13 protein-coding genes and 1 tRNA gene are annotated in these 13,422 nt (G+C 64.5%); 2 read left to right on the top strand and 12 right to left on the bottom strand.

Features of this window, described 5'->3' with window-relative positions; genetic code table 11:
• The first annotated feature begins 226 nt into the window (after positions 1-226).
• Positions 227-826, top strand: a complete 600-nt coding sequence (wrbA, locus tag ACZLZY_RS02205; RefSeq protein ID WP_472931786.1) for an NAD(P)H:quinone oxidoreductase — start codon at positions 227-229, stop codon at positions 824-826.
• A 550-nt stretch (positions 827-1,376) separates the two neighbouring features.
• Here the strand turns inward: wrbA and ACZLZY_RS02210 are convergent.
• Genes ACZLZY_RS02210 through ACZLZY_RS02220 form a run of 3 tightly spaced genes read right to left on the bottom strand, consistent with a single transcriptional unit; the run spans position 1,377 to position 4,396 of the window.
• The gene (locus tag ACZLZY_RS02210) at positions 1,377-3,200 is read right to left on the bottom strand and encodes a TadE/TadG family type IV pilus assembly protein (RefSeq protein WP_472931787.1); all 1,824 of its coding nucleotides are present in this window, start codon (positions 3,198-3,200) and stop codon (positions 1,377-1,379) included.
• A gap of 50 nt (positions 3,201-3,250) precedes the next feature.
• Positions 3,251-3,805, bottom strand: a complete 555-nt coding sequence (locus ACZLZY_RS02215) for a TadE/TadG family type IV pilus assembly protein (protein WP_472931789.1) — start codon at positions 3,803-3,805, stop codon at positions 3,251-3,253.
• The gene (locus ACZLZY_RS02220; protein WP_472931790.1) at positions 3,806-4,396 is read right to left on the bottom strand and encodes a TadE/TadG family type IV pilus assembly protein; all 591 of its coding nucleotides are present in this window, start codon (positions 4,394-4,396) and stop codon (positions 3,806-3,808) included.
• A 308-nt stretch (positions 4,397-4,704) separates the two neighbouring features.
• On the opposite strand from ACZLZY_RS02220, the gene ACZLZY_RS02225 reads away from it, so the two are divergent.
• On the top strand, positions 4,705-5,565 hold the full coding sequence (locus ACZLZY_RS02225) for an outer membrane protein (RefSeq protein ID WP_472931791.1): 861 nt from the start codon (positions 4,705-4,707) through the stop codon (positions 5,563-5,565).
• Between the two features lie 120 nt (positions 5,566-5,685).
• On the opposite strand, the gene ACZLZY_RS02230 is transcribed toward ACZLZY_RS02225, so the two are convergent.
• The 9 genes from ACZLZY_RS02230 to ACZLZY_RS02270 all read right to left on the bottom strand — a co-directional run bounded on the left by ACZLZY_RS02230 (position 5,686) and on the right by ACZLZY_RS02270 (position 13,239).
• Positions 5,686-6,714, bottom strand: coding sequence for an endonuclease/exonuclease/phosphatase family protein (locus ACZLZY_RS02230; protein ID WP_472931792.1), 1,029 nt, complete (start codon positions 6,712-6,714; stop codon positions 5,686-5,688).
• A gap of 10 nt (positions 6,715-6,724) precedes the next feature.
• Positions 6,725-7,645, bottom strand: coding sequence for a sugar phosphate isomerase/epimerase family protein (locus ACZLZY_RS02235; RefSeq protein ID WP_472931794.1), 921 nt, complete (start codon positions 7,643-7,645; stop codon positions 6,725-6,727).
• 1 nt (position 7,646) lies between these two features.
• On the bottom strand, positions 7,647-8,762 hold the full coding sequence (locus ACZLZY_RS02240) for a sn-glycerol-3-phosphate import ATP-binding protein UgpC (protein ID WP_472931795.1): 1,116 nt from the start codon (positions 8,760-8,762) through the stop codon (positions 7,647-7,649).
• Positions 8,763-8,802: 40 nt separating this feature from the next.
• Complete coding sequence (locus ACZLZY_RS02245; protein WP_472931796.1) at positions 8,803-9,717, bottom strand: ABC transporter permease subunit; 915 nt, start codon at positions 9,715-9,717, stop codon at positions 8,803-8,805.
• Between the two features lie 7 nt (positions 9,718-9,724).
• Positions 9,725-10,609 (bottom strand): ABC transporter permease subunit, encoded by an 885-nt coding sequence (locus ACZLZY_RS02250; RefSeq protein WP_472931797.1) that lies wholly within the window; start codon positions 10,607-10,609, stop codon positions 9,725-9,727.
• Between the two features lie 70 nt (positions 10,610-10,679).
• On the bottom strand, positions 10,680-12,017 hold the full coding sequence (locus ACZLZY_RS02255) for an extracellular solute-binding protein (RefSeq protein ID WP_472931798.1): 1,338 nt from the start codon (positions 12,015-12,017) through the stop codon (positions 10,680-10,682).
• 280 nt (positions 12,018-12,297) lie between these two features.
• On the bottom strand, positions 12,298-12,516 hold the full coding sequence (locus tag ACZLZY_RS02260; protein WP_472931799.1) for a hypothetical protein: 219 nt from the start codon (positions 12,514-12,516) through the stop codon (positions 12,298-12,300).
• Between the two features lie 186 nt (positions 12,517-12,702).
• A tRNA-Leu gene (locus ACZLZY_RS02265) sits at positions 12,703-12,787 on the bottom strand.
• Between the two features lie 77 nt (positions 12,788-12,864).
• Entirely contained in the window at positions 12,865-13,239 is a 375-nt protein-coding gene (locus tag ACZLZY_RS02270) for a winged helix-turn-helix transcriptional regulator (RefSeq protein ID WP_472931800.1), read from the bottom strand.
• Positions 13,240-13,422 lie beyond the last annotated feature (183 nt).

Consider the following 13,422-nt stretch of genomic DNA (forward strand, 5'->3'; position numbering starts at 1 on the left):
AGCAAGCGCGGGAATGCGAAGGCGGACGCGGCGATGCAGGCGGGTCACGCCGGACTTGGCGCAGGCTTTCCCTCGGTGCTCAGAAGTTTGATGTGGCCGGCTACGCAAGGCGGCCCTTGCTTCGAGGTGGACGGTCCGTTGCCGGCCTCCGCCTTTCCATCGCGATGCTCCGCCTATCTAATGCCGCAACGGCTCCACGGGGGCTCAACGCAGGGAAACTGATCCGATGGCAAAAGTTCTGGTGCTCTATTATTCCAGCTACGGTCACATCGAGGCCATGGCGAAGGCCGTCGCCGAGGGCGCGGAAAGCGCCGGCGCCACCGTCCACATCCGGCGGGTGCCGGAGACCGCACCGGCCGAGGTCGTCGCGGCCGCGCACTTCAAGACCGATCACGACTATCCGGAAGTCCAGCCGGAGGAACTCGAGAACTACGACGCCATCATCGTGGGCACGCCGACCCGCTACGGCAACATGGCCTCGCAGATGGCGAGCTTCTGGGATCGCACCGGCGGTCTCTGGTTCGGCGGCAAGCTGATCGGCAAGGTCGGCGGGGCGTTCTCGTCTAGCGCCACCCAGCACGGCGGCAACGAGGCGACGCTGTTCTCGGTGCACAAGACGCTGCTGCACCATGGCCTCGTCATCGTTGGCTTGCCCTATTCGTTCCAGGGCCAGATGAGCAATGCCGAGATCACCGGCGGCTCGCCTTACGGCGCGACGACAATCGCCAATGGTGACGGCTCCCGCATGCCAAGCAGCACCGAACTGGACGGCGCCCGCTTCCAGGGCAAGCACACGGCGGAAGTGGCGACCAAGCTCTTCGGCTGAGCACTGCCGGGCGGCCACAGCCCCGCCGGCTCTCACTTCAACGCAAAAGGCCCGCCTTCTCGGCGGGGCTTTTCGCGTCTAACGGCTATCAGCCGCCGGAGCTTTCGCCGTTAAGCTGAAACGCTGAGCAGCCGTTCCTCATTGCCCACGAGCGCCAGACGAAGGCTCTCAAGAGCTGAGTTTTCAAGGCGAAGGCGGGCTAGGAGAAAGGACGGGAAGTCGCCGCTGAGGGCATCGACGCCAGGCGCCTCTAGGCTGAGACAATACTGCACGGCGGTCTGTCGACGACGTTGCATCCACCCATCTCCTTCCGCTCGATGTTCCAAAGCTTACCAAGCTATTAATAGCGGAAACTCTGGCGCAAATCAATCGGCATTGTATTCAGGGCTGCGGCGGACCCGTTGATTCCAAACGGTTTCCGGCGCTGATACGTCAGGTTCGTTGATCTAATACGGTAAGCCTGAAGAAGCAGCCGCGCGACGGTGGCTGCCCGTTTCGAAGCAAGGTTTTCGTTAGATGGCGAGCTTTCGGTCTTCGGCCGGAAACCGCGTCAATGCGAGACGCGCAAGCTCGAGATCTCCTCGGTGATGGAAGAGAAAGCGGCCAGGAGATCCGCCGAGTTCTTGGCGTCGTAGTAGAGCTTGGCGCTCTTGCCATCGACGCCGTTGGACGCGCAGGCCTTCAGCCTTTGCTTGATCGGGCTGCTGTCGGCCAAGTCGAAGGCGATGGCGAAGATGACGATCCCGTCCCCGCTACCGGCCGTCCTGCCGTCGGCCTTGATGTTCTCGCAGACGCTGGTGGTCATCTCGTTCAGCGCGGCGACGTAGTTGTCGGCGTCCGCTACCTTCGGAGTCGTCTTCGTCGCATCGAAGATGCGGCCCGGGACAACCCTAGTCTTGTCGGTGCTGAGGATCTGTCCAAAACCGTAGGTGCCGTACATCGAGACGTTGGCGTTCTGCACGTCGAGCGCCTGACCGGTCGAGTAGGTCGGGTTGTAGGTGTTCTCGCCGTCTGTCATCAGCACGAGGACCTTGAGGTTGTCCGGGGTCGTCGACGGCACGCCCTCGGTGAACGGCTCGCGCGAGGAGAGGACCCGCCAACCCCAGGCGAGGCCCTCGGGAATATTGGTGGCGCCGACTGGTTGCATGGCGGCGATGGCGGCTTTCGATGTCGCCATGTTGATGTTCAGCGGCGTGATCGCTGTCGTATCGCAGACGAAATTGGCCCGCTGCTTCTGCGTATCGGTGGGGTTCGCAGTGTAGGGATCATTGAAGTACTTCATGACGTTGTTTTGCAGCTTCAGATTGACGAGCGCGGTATTGTTGTCGTTGTTTTTCTTATCCGACGAGTCGTTGATATAGTTGTTTCGAACCAAACTGACGCCGTCGCCTTTCGTCCAATAGTACTCGGACGGGGCGAACATGGGAACAAAGAGCGAGTCTGGGTTTGACAGCGACGGCTCCGTATCGGTAATCGCGAGGCCGTTGGGCCGAGAGTCTACGCAGCCCTCCCAAGTTAACGACATTTTATTATAAAGATAAAATCGTGTCAGCGGGGTAAGTGTGACTAACTCTTTGTACGCAGTCGCGCTGCCCGGCACTTTGAACGACTGTTGAGTCGTGACGCCTAAGGTGGTTTTTGTGTAGGTTTGCCAGTTGATATTGTCGTTGTGCGAGCTGGAGAGGCCTTGTGTGTCCATCCACTTGGCGTCGGCGTACTTGTTGCCGACATTCACCGCGCCGGAAAACGGCACGATCCCGAGCTTCACCGGGTTCGGCACGTTCGCATTGCTGGTCGGCGTCAGGACCTGCGTGACCAGTTGGGTCGCGGCCTGTTTCAGCGTGGTGATCTTCGCGGTGCCGCCGCTCGCGGGCGAGTTCTTCATCGAGCCTGAATTGTCGAGCACGAGCGCCATCTCGACCGAGCGGTTCTCGATGACGATCTGGCTGGACACGGCGAGCCGCCAGGTTTTCGGCACCTTTCCGCCGGACAGGACATACACCGCATTTCCGAAGAAGGTCGGCTCGTCCCGCGTCGCCGAGACGGTCAGGACGGTATTGCCGTTGGCAGCCTTCACCCCGTCATAGCTGAACTTGGTGTTCTGGTCGGCCTGATTGTTTGCATTGGCGAGGAAGAAGCCGTTCGCCCACCGGGTCAGTTCGGCGGTGTCCTGGGTCTTGCCGTACTGCTTGCCGGCGGCAAGCGCTGCGGCATCGAGCGACCGCTGGAGCTGGCGTTGGGAGGAGAAGATCCGTGTCGTGTCGACGGCGACAGCCGCGCTAAAGATGAACACCGGCAGCAGGAACGCCGTGACCATCGCCACCGCGCCCCCACGGTGCTGCCCAAATTTAGCGAGTTGGCTATGTTTCTGCATCGGGCAGTCCATCAGTGTTCAGCCGCCCGGTCGCGAAGGCACGCGACGCGTCAGCTGAAGGGGATTTCGGAACTCTTGCGGGGTCGGAAACTGGTCGTCTCGGCCATCGTCATGCTGGGGATCATGCCGCCGTAGCCGAGCAGCGCCTTGTAGGGATAGGCGGCCGTCGAGAAGACGAAGTAGGTATCGGTGAAACCGCGCAGGTCCGCCGGCAGCGTGTAGGTGGAGCCTGCCGCAAGTCCGTTGCCGGAACTGGCCTTCGACCAGTCGACGGTCGCCTTGCCGTTGAGGTCGACCCGTACGGTGGTGACCGTCATCACCAGCCCGCTCGTAGCGAAGGGCGCCAGGATCGCCTTGGAGATCGCCATGATGTTGTTCAGCCGGGTCGTGTCCATGGCGGTCGACCGGGAGACGAGGTTGCCGACGGTATCGGCGACCGCCTCGACCTTGCGGTTGGCCGACAAAGCCTGCGATCCCTCGAAGGCGCCGAGGTAGAAGATCAGGAGCAGCGGCAGGATCATCGCGAACTCGACCGCGACGACGCCTTTCCTCTGGCGGCTGAAGTGCCTCAGGCGGGAGAGGAGGTGGAGGAAATGGCGTCGCATCTAGGTGCAGGTCGAATGCGTGGTGGCGCGAACGCCGAAAGGCTCGTTCATGAACGCGGCCATCGACATCAGGACGGCATTTCCGTTCGTGTCCTTCGTCAGATTGCTCAGCATCCCGGCGACATAGGGCCATTCGTAGAAGGCCCGCAGGACGGTGATGGTATCCTGGGCCCCCGGGTCGTAGCAGAACTGGCTGTCGTCGACCGAGCCGAGCTTCAGCGTCGCCGAGGTGGGGATGCTGTCGGCGGTGGCGAAGGTGCGGAGGTCGATCTTCACCTTGCTGCAATCGAGCAGCATCGACACCTCGGTGCAGATCATCTTGCGAAATGCGGTCTGGTCGAGATCGGCCGCCTGGACCTCGCCGGTCAGGACCTGCCTTGCGACGCTGTTGACCGCATTGTCGAGCACGACACCGGCACCGGTGACCACCGCCGTCTCGATGAACGCGAAGATCACGAAGAGGAAGGGCAGCCCTACCAGGGCCAGCTCGATCGCCGCCACGCCCCTGATATCGGCAAGCAGCCGGCGGCACAGGCCGGCGGTCTTGTGCGAATGTTTTGTCTCTTCGGTCGTCAATGCAGCCTTTGGCAAAAGATCGTCTCCTTGCCCGGTCATGTAGACACCTACACGTAAAAGAAGTCCGAAGGCCGGCCTGCTTGCCGTAACCTGATCAGGCCCAGCGCCTGGACAGCTTTCAACCCTGCATTGCCTTAGTTTGGGCGCAGAAACCCCGCCGCTGCGGCCTTTTGCGGGGACAGAGAGGACGGTCGCGAACGCCCGGAGACACGCCGCGGAGCGCGTTCGCGATGGCACGGCTTAACCGGCCATTAATCATGCCGCGGTAATTCTTCCGGAGGAGCAGGAACAGACCTGGAGCTGCTCAGTCTTGGAGATCTTCTGTGTCAAACCGAGTTTTGCCGGCGCTTGCCGTCATCGCCCTTCTCAATACCGCCGGCTATGCGGCTGCCGCCGATCTGATCGAACCGGCCTATGAAGAAGTTCCGCAGGCAGCGCCGTCGACGGCGGGCTGGTATCTCCGTGGCGATGTCGGCGTCGTCCTGAAGAACAAGACGACCGGCGATTACAGCTTCTACAACCAGTTCGAAGGCGTCGAAGGCGTCGATGACATCTTCGAGTACGATCGTCTGGAGACCAAGACCGCCGCGAGCTTCGGTGCTGGCGTCGGCTATCGCTTCACCGACATGTTCCGTGCCGACGTGACGCTCGACCACTTCAAGGCCGACGTCCGGGGCTCGACCAGCTGCATTTCCTACGTCACCGCCAGCAAGGGCCTTGGCTTCTACAACGATTGTGGCTTCGACGACCGTTCTGAGGTCAGCGTCTGGACGGCGATGGCCAATGCCTATGTCGACATCGGCCATTTCGGCATCGTGACCCCCTATATCGGTGCCGGTCTCGGCGCTGCGCGGGTCAAGTACGACGAGGTGAAGAGCACCGAGGTCTGCGGCTCCGATCCGGCCTGCACCGGTATCGATCCGACCTTCGACCATCCCGGCGAGAGCAGCTGGCGCTTTGCCGCCGCTTTGATGGCCGGCGCGACCATCGACCTGACCTCTCGCTTGAAGCTCGATGCCGGCTATCGCTACACCCGCATCGCCGACGGCGACTATTTTGGCTACGACGCGGCCGATCGTTCCTTTGGTGCCAAGGGCGTCCAGGCCCGCGACGACGGCTTCGACATCCACACCATCCGCGCCGGCCTGCGCTACGAGTTCGGCGGCGGCGTCGGCCTCAACTGATCCACGCTGTCTGGCGACGGATCCTTCGAAGTCGGTTCGTGAAAAGGCCGGGAGATCACTCTCCTGGCCTTTGTCGTTTGCCGCCGGAAAGTCCGACAGGTCGATCAGACTGACGCTGGCTCAAGCCTCGCGGAAGAACTCCGCGACGACCAGATCATGGTCGGAGATCGCATTGCCGCGGTCGTCGATCGCCGGATGGGTCACCGGGTGCCGGGCGGACAATCCGCGGGTGAACAGCCAGTCCAGTCGCTTGTGCGGCGGCGTCGGGGCACCGTCCGGACGGGTTCGCGTGGTGTTCTCGCGCGTGTTCGCCCCCGCCCAGCGATAGCCGGCGTCGGCAAAGTGGGCGAACAACGGCTCGCGGCCGGCAGGAGCGGCCCACCAGGCGTCGACATCATCGCCGATCATCAGCTTGGTGTTGATGTCGCCGCCGATCACCACGGCACCGCCCGCCGAGAGCGCGTCGACGTGGTCGAGCAGGCGCCGAACCTGCAAGGCCCGATCGGCCGGGGTCGTCTTGCTCTCGAGATGCACGGAGACCAGCCAGACCGGGCCGCCTTCCATCTCCACCCGGCCGCCGATCGCCATGCGCCAGCCCAGCCGCTGCTGGCCCTTTTCCGCCTGCAGCCACCAGACCGCGCCGTCGTCGAGGCGGATCTGGAACGCGTCTTCCAGCGGCATGCGGGTGAGGATGGCATTGCCATGGAAGCCGACACGGTTCTCGTCGTCGGCATGCGCCGCCCGTTCGCGGTCGTCGCCAAGCCCGAGTTCGAGGAACTCGACGCCATAGGCAAACCCCATGCCGAGAGCTTCGGCGAGATCGGCCGCAGTGTGCCGGTTGCCCGAGCGCGCCATGCCAAGATCTGCCTCGGTGAGGAAGAGCACGTCGGCATCCGCCTGCTCAACCAGCCGCACCGAGGGCTCGGCAAACTTCAGCCTTTCGGCATTCCAGGCCGCGATGTGCAGCGTCGGCAAAGGCGGCATGGCGGCCGCCGGTGTCTGCTCGATCGCGGTGAAGGCCGGAACCGCAGCGGCCAGCCGGTGATGCTCGTCGAGCGTCAGTTCGGCGCCGAGCGCTTCCGATGTGATCTCCTTCGAGGGCGCGGGCAGCTCGGCGAGGATGGTGCGAATCAATTGGTCCTGGCTCATGGTCATGCCCTTACGCCCCCGCGGACGGTGCCGCTGCCCGCGCGTTCACCGCGGCGGCAAGCTGGCGGGCGATCGCCAGGCTCTCGGCGCGCTCGGTGGCGAAGCGCTCGTCGATTTCCATGATCAGCGCCGTCCCCGGCAGCACGGTGATCTCGTCGAAGATCTCGGCGAAGGGCAGGTCGCCCCAGCCGAGCGGCAGATGCAGGTCGCCGATGCCGAGTGCCACCGCCTCGCTGCGGTGGAAGAATTCCGACATGATGTAGGGCGTGCCGAAATTGTCGTGCACGTGGAGGTGTCCGGTGACAGCGGCCATCTCCCGGACTTCGCCGCGCCAGTCGAGGCCGAGCCGGTTGCCCTCGATATAGGCGTGGCCGAAGTCGATGAGGCCGACAACGTTCGGGTGCCCGACAGCGCGCACCGTCTCGGCGATCTCGGCGGGCGTCTGGCGGTACTCGCCGGGATCGACGGCGAAAATGTTCTCGAAGGCGATGCGCACGCCGCGTCGCTGGGCAACCTCGGCCATTTCAGCGAGCGCCTCGCGCTCCATCCGGTCGAGCGCCTCGCGCTCCGGACGACCGCCGAGCTTGGCCTTGCCGCAATGGTGCACGAGGACGTCGGCGCCGACCCGCTCGCAGAGTTCCAGCATGGCCGAAACCACCTTCTTCTGCCGCGCGAGGTTCGCCCCGTCCATGAAGTTGGAGACGATCTGCCCGTGCGCGGTGTAGCGCAACGGAAACTCTGCGCAGATCTCGGCCAGCGCCTTGGCGCGGCCCTCGATCACCCGCCCGCCGGCGATGAGGTCGTGCCCAAACAGCGAGAGCTCGGCGACATCGGCGCCGAGATCGGCGATTCCCGCCAGCGAGTGTCGAAGACGCGACAGGTCGCCGTCGCCAGCGGTGACGCTGAATCCGACATGGGTGATCGCGGCCATATCAGGCCTCCTGCAGCTGGGGGGTGGAAACGGCGAGCGCGGGGCGGTCGATGCGCCGTCCGGTCTCGGTCGAGAAGAGATGGAGGTGGTCCGCTGGCAGCTCGAGGCCGACGGCATCGCCCGGCTGCAGGACGGTGCCTTCCGAGAAGGAAACGGCAAAGCCGGTGCCGTCCAGGTCGGTGTGCACGACGCGCGAGGCGCCGAGCTCCTCGATGAAGTCGACCGTTGCCGGCAGGCTGCCATGCGCTCCGGCGCGGACGAGGCGTGCATGCTCCGGCCGGATGCCGACGGCGAGCTTCTGTCCGACGGGGGGAAGGCTGGGGCCGGCGTCGAGGACCAAAGCCCTTCGGTCATCAATCACCAGCCGCTGGGCAGGTCCCATTGTCCCGTCGAGGATGTTCATCGGCGGGGCGCCGACGAAGCTCGCCACGAAGCGGCTGGCGGGCGCATTGTAGATCTCTGAGGGCGTGCCGACCTGCTCGATCTTGCCGCCGTTCATCACCACCAGGCGGTCGGCGAGCGTCATCGCCTCGACCTGGTCGTGGGTGACGAAGATTGACGTCGCGCCGAGCCGGCGGTGCAGGCGGCGGATCTCGGCGCGCATCGAAACCCGCAGCTTGGCGTCGAGGTTCGACAACGGCTCGTCGAACAGGAACACCTTCGGCTCGCGGATCATCGCCCGGCCCATCGCCACCCGCTGGCGCTGGCCACCGGAGAGCTGCATCGGCTTGCGGTCGAGATAGGCGTCGAGGCCGACTGTCTTGGCCACTGCCAGGATTCGCGCCTGGCGCTCGGCTTTGCCGACGCCGGATACCTTCAGCGCGTAGCCGATGTTCTCGGCCACCGTCATGTGCGGGTAGAGCGCATAATTCTGGAACACCATCGCGCAGCCGCGCTCGCGCGGCTCGAGGTCGTTGACCACCTTTCCATCCATGGCGATCTCGCCGGAGGTGATCGCCTCGAGCCCCGCCACCATGCGCAGCAGCGTGGACTTGCCGCAACCGGACGGGCCGAGGATGACGATGAACTCGCCGCTTCTGATGTCGAGGTCGACGCCGTGGACGACAGCGGTCTTGCCGTAGTCCTTCTTGACGTTGCGGATGGCGATGTCGGCCATGGGGCCTCCTGTCTGGGTCGAAGGTCGGTCGGTCCCGCTGCTATTTGTCGGTCGCCACGAGGCCACGGACGAAGAAGCGCTGCATCGCGATCATCACCACGAGCGGCGGCAACATGACCAAGAGCGTGCCGGCCATGGCGATGTGCCATTCCGGCACGCCCTCCTTGGCGGGGATCAGCTCTTTCAACTGGGTGACGGCGGTGCCGAAGCTCGGGTCGGTGGTGACGAGCAGCGGCCAGAGATACTGGTTCCAGGCCCAGACGAACATGATCGTCGCCAGCGCCGCCATGTTGGCTTTCGACAGCGGCAGGAGGATCTGGAAGAAGAATCGCACGGGCCCGGCGCCATCCATCTTGGCAGCTTCCGCGAGCTCGTCCGGCAGCGTCAGGAAGAACTGGCGGTAGAGGAAGGTGCCGGTCGCGGTGGCGACGAGCGGCAGGGCGAGGCCGGTATAGGAGTTGAGCAGGCCCCATTGCAGCTTGACGGTCACGCCGGTCAGCTGCGCGATCACCCAGGAGAGGCCGGTGACGTCGAGGATCGCCTGGAAGGGCTGCAGGGCGTTAGCGGCCACCGCATAGGTCGGCACGATCCGCACCTCGAGCGGTAGCATCAGCGTGACGAAGATCGCCCAGAAGATCAGCATCCGCCCGGGAAAGCGGAAGTAGACGATGGCGAAGGCCGCCATCGACGCCAGTGCCACCTTGCCGAAAGCGACCGACGACGCGAACACGAAGCTGTTGAACAGTTTGCGCCCGAGGTCGGCCCGCACCCAGGCGGCGGCGACGTTGTCGAGGAAATGCGTGCCCGGCCAGAGCGGCATCGGCACCTGGTTGACCTCGCGAATGTCGTGCGTCGCCGCGATCAGCACTATGACGAAGGGCGTCACCGCGATCACCAGGCCGAGAAACAGCAGCACCTGGCAGACGACGTCGAAGACGGGGGAGCGTTCGATCATGACGGTCTCACTTGTAGTGGATGCGGCGCTCGATGAAGCGGAACTGCACGACCGTCAGGACCATCACGAGGATCATCAGGATGATGCTCTGGGCAGCGGCGCCGGAGTAATCGAGGCCCTTGAAGCCGTCGAAATAGATCTTGTAGACCATCAGCTCGGTGGCACGGGCCGGCCCGCCGCCGGTCATGATGTCGACGATGCCGAAACTGTCTTGGAAGCTCTCGGTGATGTTGATCACCAGCAGGAAGAACAGCGTCGGCGTCAGCAGCGGCAGCTGGATGTCGCGCATCCGGCGGAGCGGGCTCGCGCCGTCCATCGCGGCGGCCTCGGTCAGCGTCCGCGGAATGCCCTGCAGCGCGGCCATGAAGAAGATGAAGTTGTAGCCGACATACTTCCAGGCGAAGGCGATGATGATGGCGATCATCGCGTCCTTGCCGTCCAGCGCCGGGTTCCAGAGGCCCGGCCAGATGCTGTTGATCGACGACAGCAGCCCGGCCTGCGGGGCGAGGATGAAGCTGAAGGCGAGGCCGAGGGCGGGCGCTGCGATCGCGTAGGGCCAGATCAGCACCGACTTGTAGAGGCGGTGGCCGGTGAGCTCGCGGTCGGCGATCAGCGCCAGGACGAGGGCGATGCCCATGGCCAGCGAGGTCGTACCGAGGCTGAACACCATGCTGCGGCTGATCGAGCCCCAGTAGACGCTGTCGCCCAGGAGCTGCCGGAAGTTCTGGAAGCCGACGAAGGTATTGCCGCCGCCCCAGGGTTGTTCGAGCGTGAACGCCCAGAACAGCGCCTGTCCCGTCGGCCAGTAGAAGAAGACAAAGATCAGAAGCAGCATCGGCAAGGCGAACATCAGCCCGGTGCCGCCTGCCGAAAAGGTCACGCGTTTTTCCATGTCGGTCCCGCCGCTGCATGCAAGGCGCCCCGAAGCCGTAAGCTTCGGGGCGTGTCGTCAGATGGCCGCGTTACGGCAGGGTCTTGCCGGCATAGGTCTGCTTGAAGCGGCGCAGGATCGCGTCGCTGCGCGTCTTCGCCTCGTCGAGCGAGGTCTGGATGTCGGCGTTCTTGATGAAGATCGCCTGCAGGCCGTTGGAGATCTCCTGCCGGATCTGCAGGAGGCCGCCGAGGCGCTGGCCGCGGGTGACCTCGGTAGGCGGCGTGAAGGTCAGGCTCGTGATCGCCAGCTCGCGGCCCTTGTAGGGCGCCTTGTCGTAGAACTTCTGGCTGACGAGGTAGTCGTAGCCGGACTGTCGCACCGGGATGTAGCCGGTGACGGTCGACCAGGTGAGGGCCTCTTCAGGCTTGGCGATGAAGTTGAGGAAGGCCGCGGCCGCCTTGTACTCGGCATCGGACTTGCCGGCGATGACCCAGAGCGAGGCGCCGCCGACCAGCGAGTTCTTGCGCTCGGTGCCCTCGTAGACCGGGAGCATGGCGACGTCCCAGTTCATGCCTTCCTTGGCGCTGCGGCCGATGCCGCCATGGTCGCCGACGGAGGTCAGGATGGTCTGGCAGTCGCCGGCGGCAAACGCGTCGACGAAGGTCTGGCCGGTTTCCTTGGACTTCAGCACGGCCTCGCCGGCATCGTACCAGCCCTTGAGGTCGCGGACGAACTGAACCCACTTGCCCTTGTTGAACACCATCTCGGCGTCGAGGCCCTCATAGCCGTTGCCCTTGCTGGCGTTCGGCTCGCCGTGCACGGCCAGGAACTGCTCCTCCAGCTGCCAGACCTCGTCGCGCGAGATGTTGAAGCCGAGCGGGCAGGCGTAGCCGGCATCCTTCAGCGCCTTGAAGTCGGCGCCGGCCTCTTCCCAGGTGGCGGGACCATGGTCCTTGCCAATCTTGGCGTAGGCGTCCTTGTTCCAGTAGAGGAGGGCGGTCGAGGAGTTGAAGGGGAAGGAGTACATCTCGCCCTTCGACGTCGCGAAGTAGCTGGAAATGCCGGAGAAATAGTCCTTCCAGTCGATCTTGTAGCCGTTGTCGGCCATCAGCTTCTCGGCGGGGTAGAAGGCGCCCGACAGCATGATGTCGAGCGTGCCGGCATCCGAGACCTGCGCGATCGTCGGCTGCTGGCCGGCGCGGAAGGCGGCGATGGTGTTCTGCAGCGAGGCGTCGTAGGTGCCCTGGCTGGTGCAGACCACCTCGGCCTCGGCCTGGCTCTTGTTGAACCGGTCGCACTGCTCCATCACCCGCTTGGAAATGTCGCCGCTATTGCCGTACCAGAAATCGATCTTCACCGGCGCCGCCTGGGCGGATGCCGTCATAACCGCCGAAAGCGCCAGCGCGCCGATGATCTTCTTCAGCATGGTAACCCCTGAATGGTTGTGCGTCCGGCACCCCCTCCGGGCTCCGACGCTGTGCCACTAAAGTGGCCGGGGTTCGCTGTACAATGAACATTGGATGACAGCATCGGCCGTATAGGCCCAGCAAATCTGTAATGGCGTAAAGGATTAGCGGCTGCGATGCTTTGTCGCTGCTTGCGGTTGAAACTATTGAGGCAGCGCTATTGTGTTGGCCGGTTTGTGTCCGCGGCGATGAAGCGCGGCGCTCGATCGCTGATCGTGGATCACCTGGCAGCGCGGGCCTTCAGCTGTCCGAACGGCCGCCGGTCTGCGCGAGCAGGGCGCGGTCCACCTCGGCTCGGGTGAAGCCATGCTGACGGATTATCGTCCGGTAGGATTCCCCGGCATCGATCATCGAGATGATCCGCCTCCGCTCGAAGCTGCACAGCCGCCTTTCGGGCGCTCGCCGGACGAGGCGGCGCGGCATGAGCTGGCGCAGGAGATGGAGGAAGCGGCGGCGCATCAAGGTTCCCAGACGGTTGGTCCGGGCTCCATGCGGCACGCCGATGACAGGCGTATGACGGGCGTGTAGGGCGATGGCCGGGTGCACGATGCGCCAAGGGACGTGGTTCGATGAGCGGGAAGCGGAGCGGAGCAGGCTCTCGCAGCGTCCAGCGCGCGTTTCCAGAAGGTGCTGGGCGCGGATCTCTGGTGCGGACGACGGGACTTGAACCCGTAATCCCGAAGGCGACAGATTTTAAGTCTGCTGCGTATACCAATTCCGCCACGTCCGCACGGCTCCCCTCGTAAGCGAGGCGCGACGGATTGCAAAGTCGCCCGGGCGCAAAAGCCGCAGCGCCAGCGCGAAAGATCAGCCGGCGGCGCGGTTCTCCTGTGTCCGCCGGGCCGAGCGGATGAGGTCGTGATGCTCGTCCGCCCAGGCGACGAGGCCGCGCAGCGGCACCAGCAGCGACTGGCCGAGGGGCGTCAGTGCGTAGTCGACCCGCGGCGGAATCACCGGAAACATCGTCCGCGTCACCAGGCCGTCCTGCTCGAGCCGCTTCAGCGTGCGGGTCAGCATGTGCTGCGAGACGTCGCCGATCCCGCGCTTCAGCTCGTTGAAGCGCTGCGTTCCATCGGCGAGCGACAGCAGCACCAGTACGCTCCACTGGTCGCCGATCCGGTCGAGCACGCCGCGGATCGGGCAGGGCTCGTCCAGGGCGGGCAGTGCGGGGGCAGGGGTCATGTCGTCTCCTCAGCGGCCCGTTTGCCGCGCGCCGGTCGGGTCTCATCTTGCCGGCCCGGCGGCCGGGCGGTCACACCGTGATGACCGAGCACCATGGCTGTGCCTTCTTGCGCCGGGTCGCAGCGAGCGTCAGATACCACGAACCGAACCGGGTATAAAAATTCATCCTGGATGAAATTTTGA

It is taken from the genome of Mesocryomonas lacus (genome assembly GCF_055730135.2).

Bases quoted from the DNA above. Each gene is read 5' to 3' on its own strand.
- wrbA (WP_472931786.1), top strand. From the start codon at position 227: ATGGCAAAAGTTCTGGTGCTCTATTATTCCAGCTACGGTCACATCGAG.
- ACZLZY_RS02235 (WP_472931794.1), bottom strand. From the start codon at position 7,645: ATGGCCGCGATCACCCATGTCGGATTCAGCGTCACCGCTGGCGACGGC.
- ACZLZY_RS02255 (WP_472931798.1), bottom strand. From the start codon at position 12,017: ATGCTGAAGAAGATCATCGGCGCGCTGGCGCTTTCGGCGGTTATGACG.
- ACZLZY_RS02230 (WP_472931792.1), bottom strand. From the start codon at position 6,714: ATGAGCCAGGACCAATTGATTCGCACCATCCTCGCCGAGCTGCCCGCG.
- ACZLZY_RS02240 (WP_472931795.1), bottom strand. From the start codon at position 8,762: ATGGCCGACATCGCCATCCGCAACGTCAAGAAGGACTACGGCAAGACC.
- ACZLZY_RS02250 (WP_472931797.1), bottom strand. From the start codon at position 10,609: ATGGAAAAACGCGTGACCTTTTCGGCAGGCGGCACCGGGCTGATGTTC.
- ACZLZY_RS02270 (WP_472931800.1), bottom strand. From the start codon at position 13,239: ATGACCCCTGCCCCCGCACTGCCCGCCCTGGACGAGCCCTGCCCGATC.
- ACZLZY_RS02260 (WP_472931799.1), bottom strand. From the start codon at position 12,516: ATGCGCCGCCGCTTCCTCCATCTCCTGCGCCAGCTCATGCCGCGCCGC.
- ACZLZY_RS02245 (WP_472931796.1), bottom strand. From the start codon at position 9,717: ATGATCGAACGCTCCCCCGTCTTCGACGTCGTCTGCCAGGTGCTGCTG.
- ACZLZY_RS02210 (WP_472931787.1), bottom strand. From the start codon at position 3,200: ATGCAGAAACATAGCCAACTCGCTAAATTTGGGCAGCACCGTGGGGGC.
- ACZLZY_RS02215 (WP_472931789.1), bottom strand. From the start codon at position 3,805: ATGCGACGCCATTTCCTCCACCTCCTCTCCCGCCTGAGGCACTTCAGC.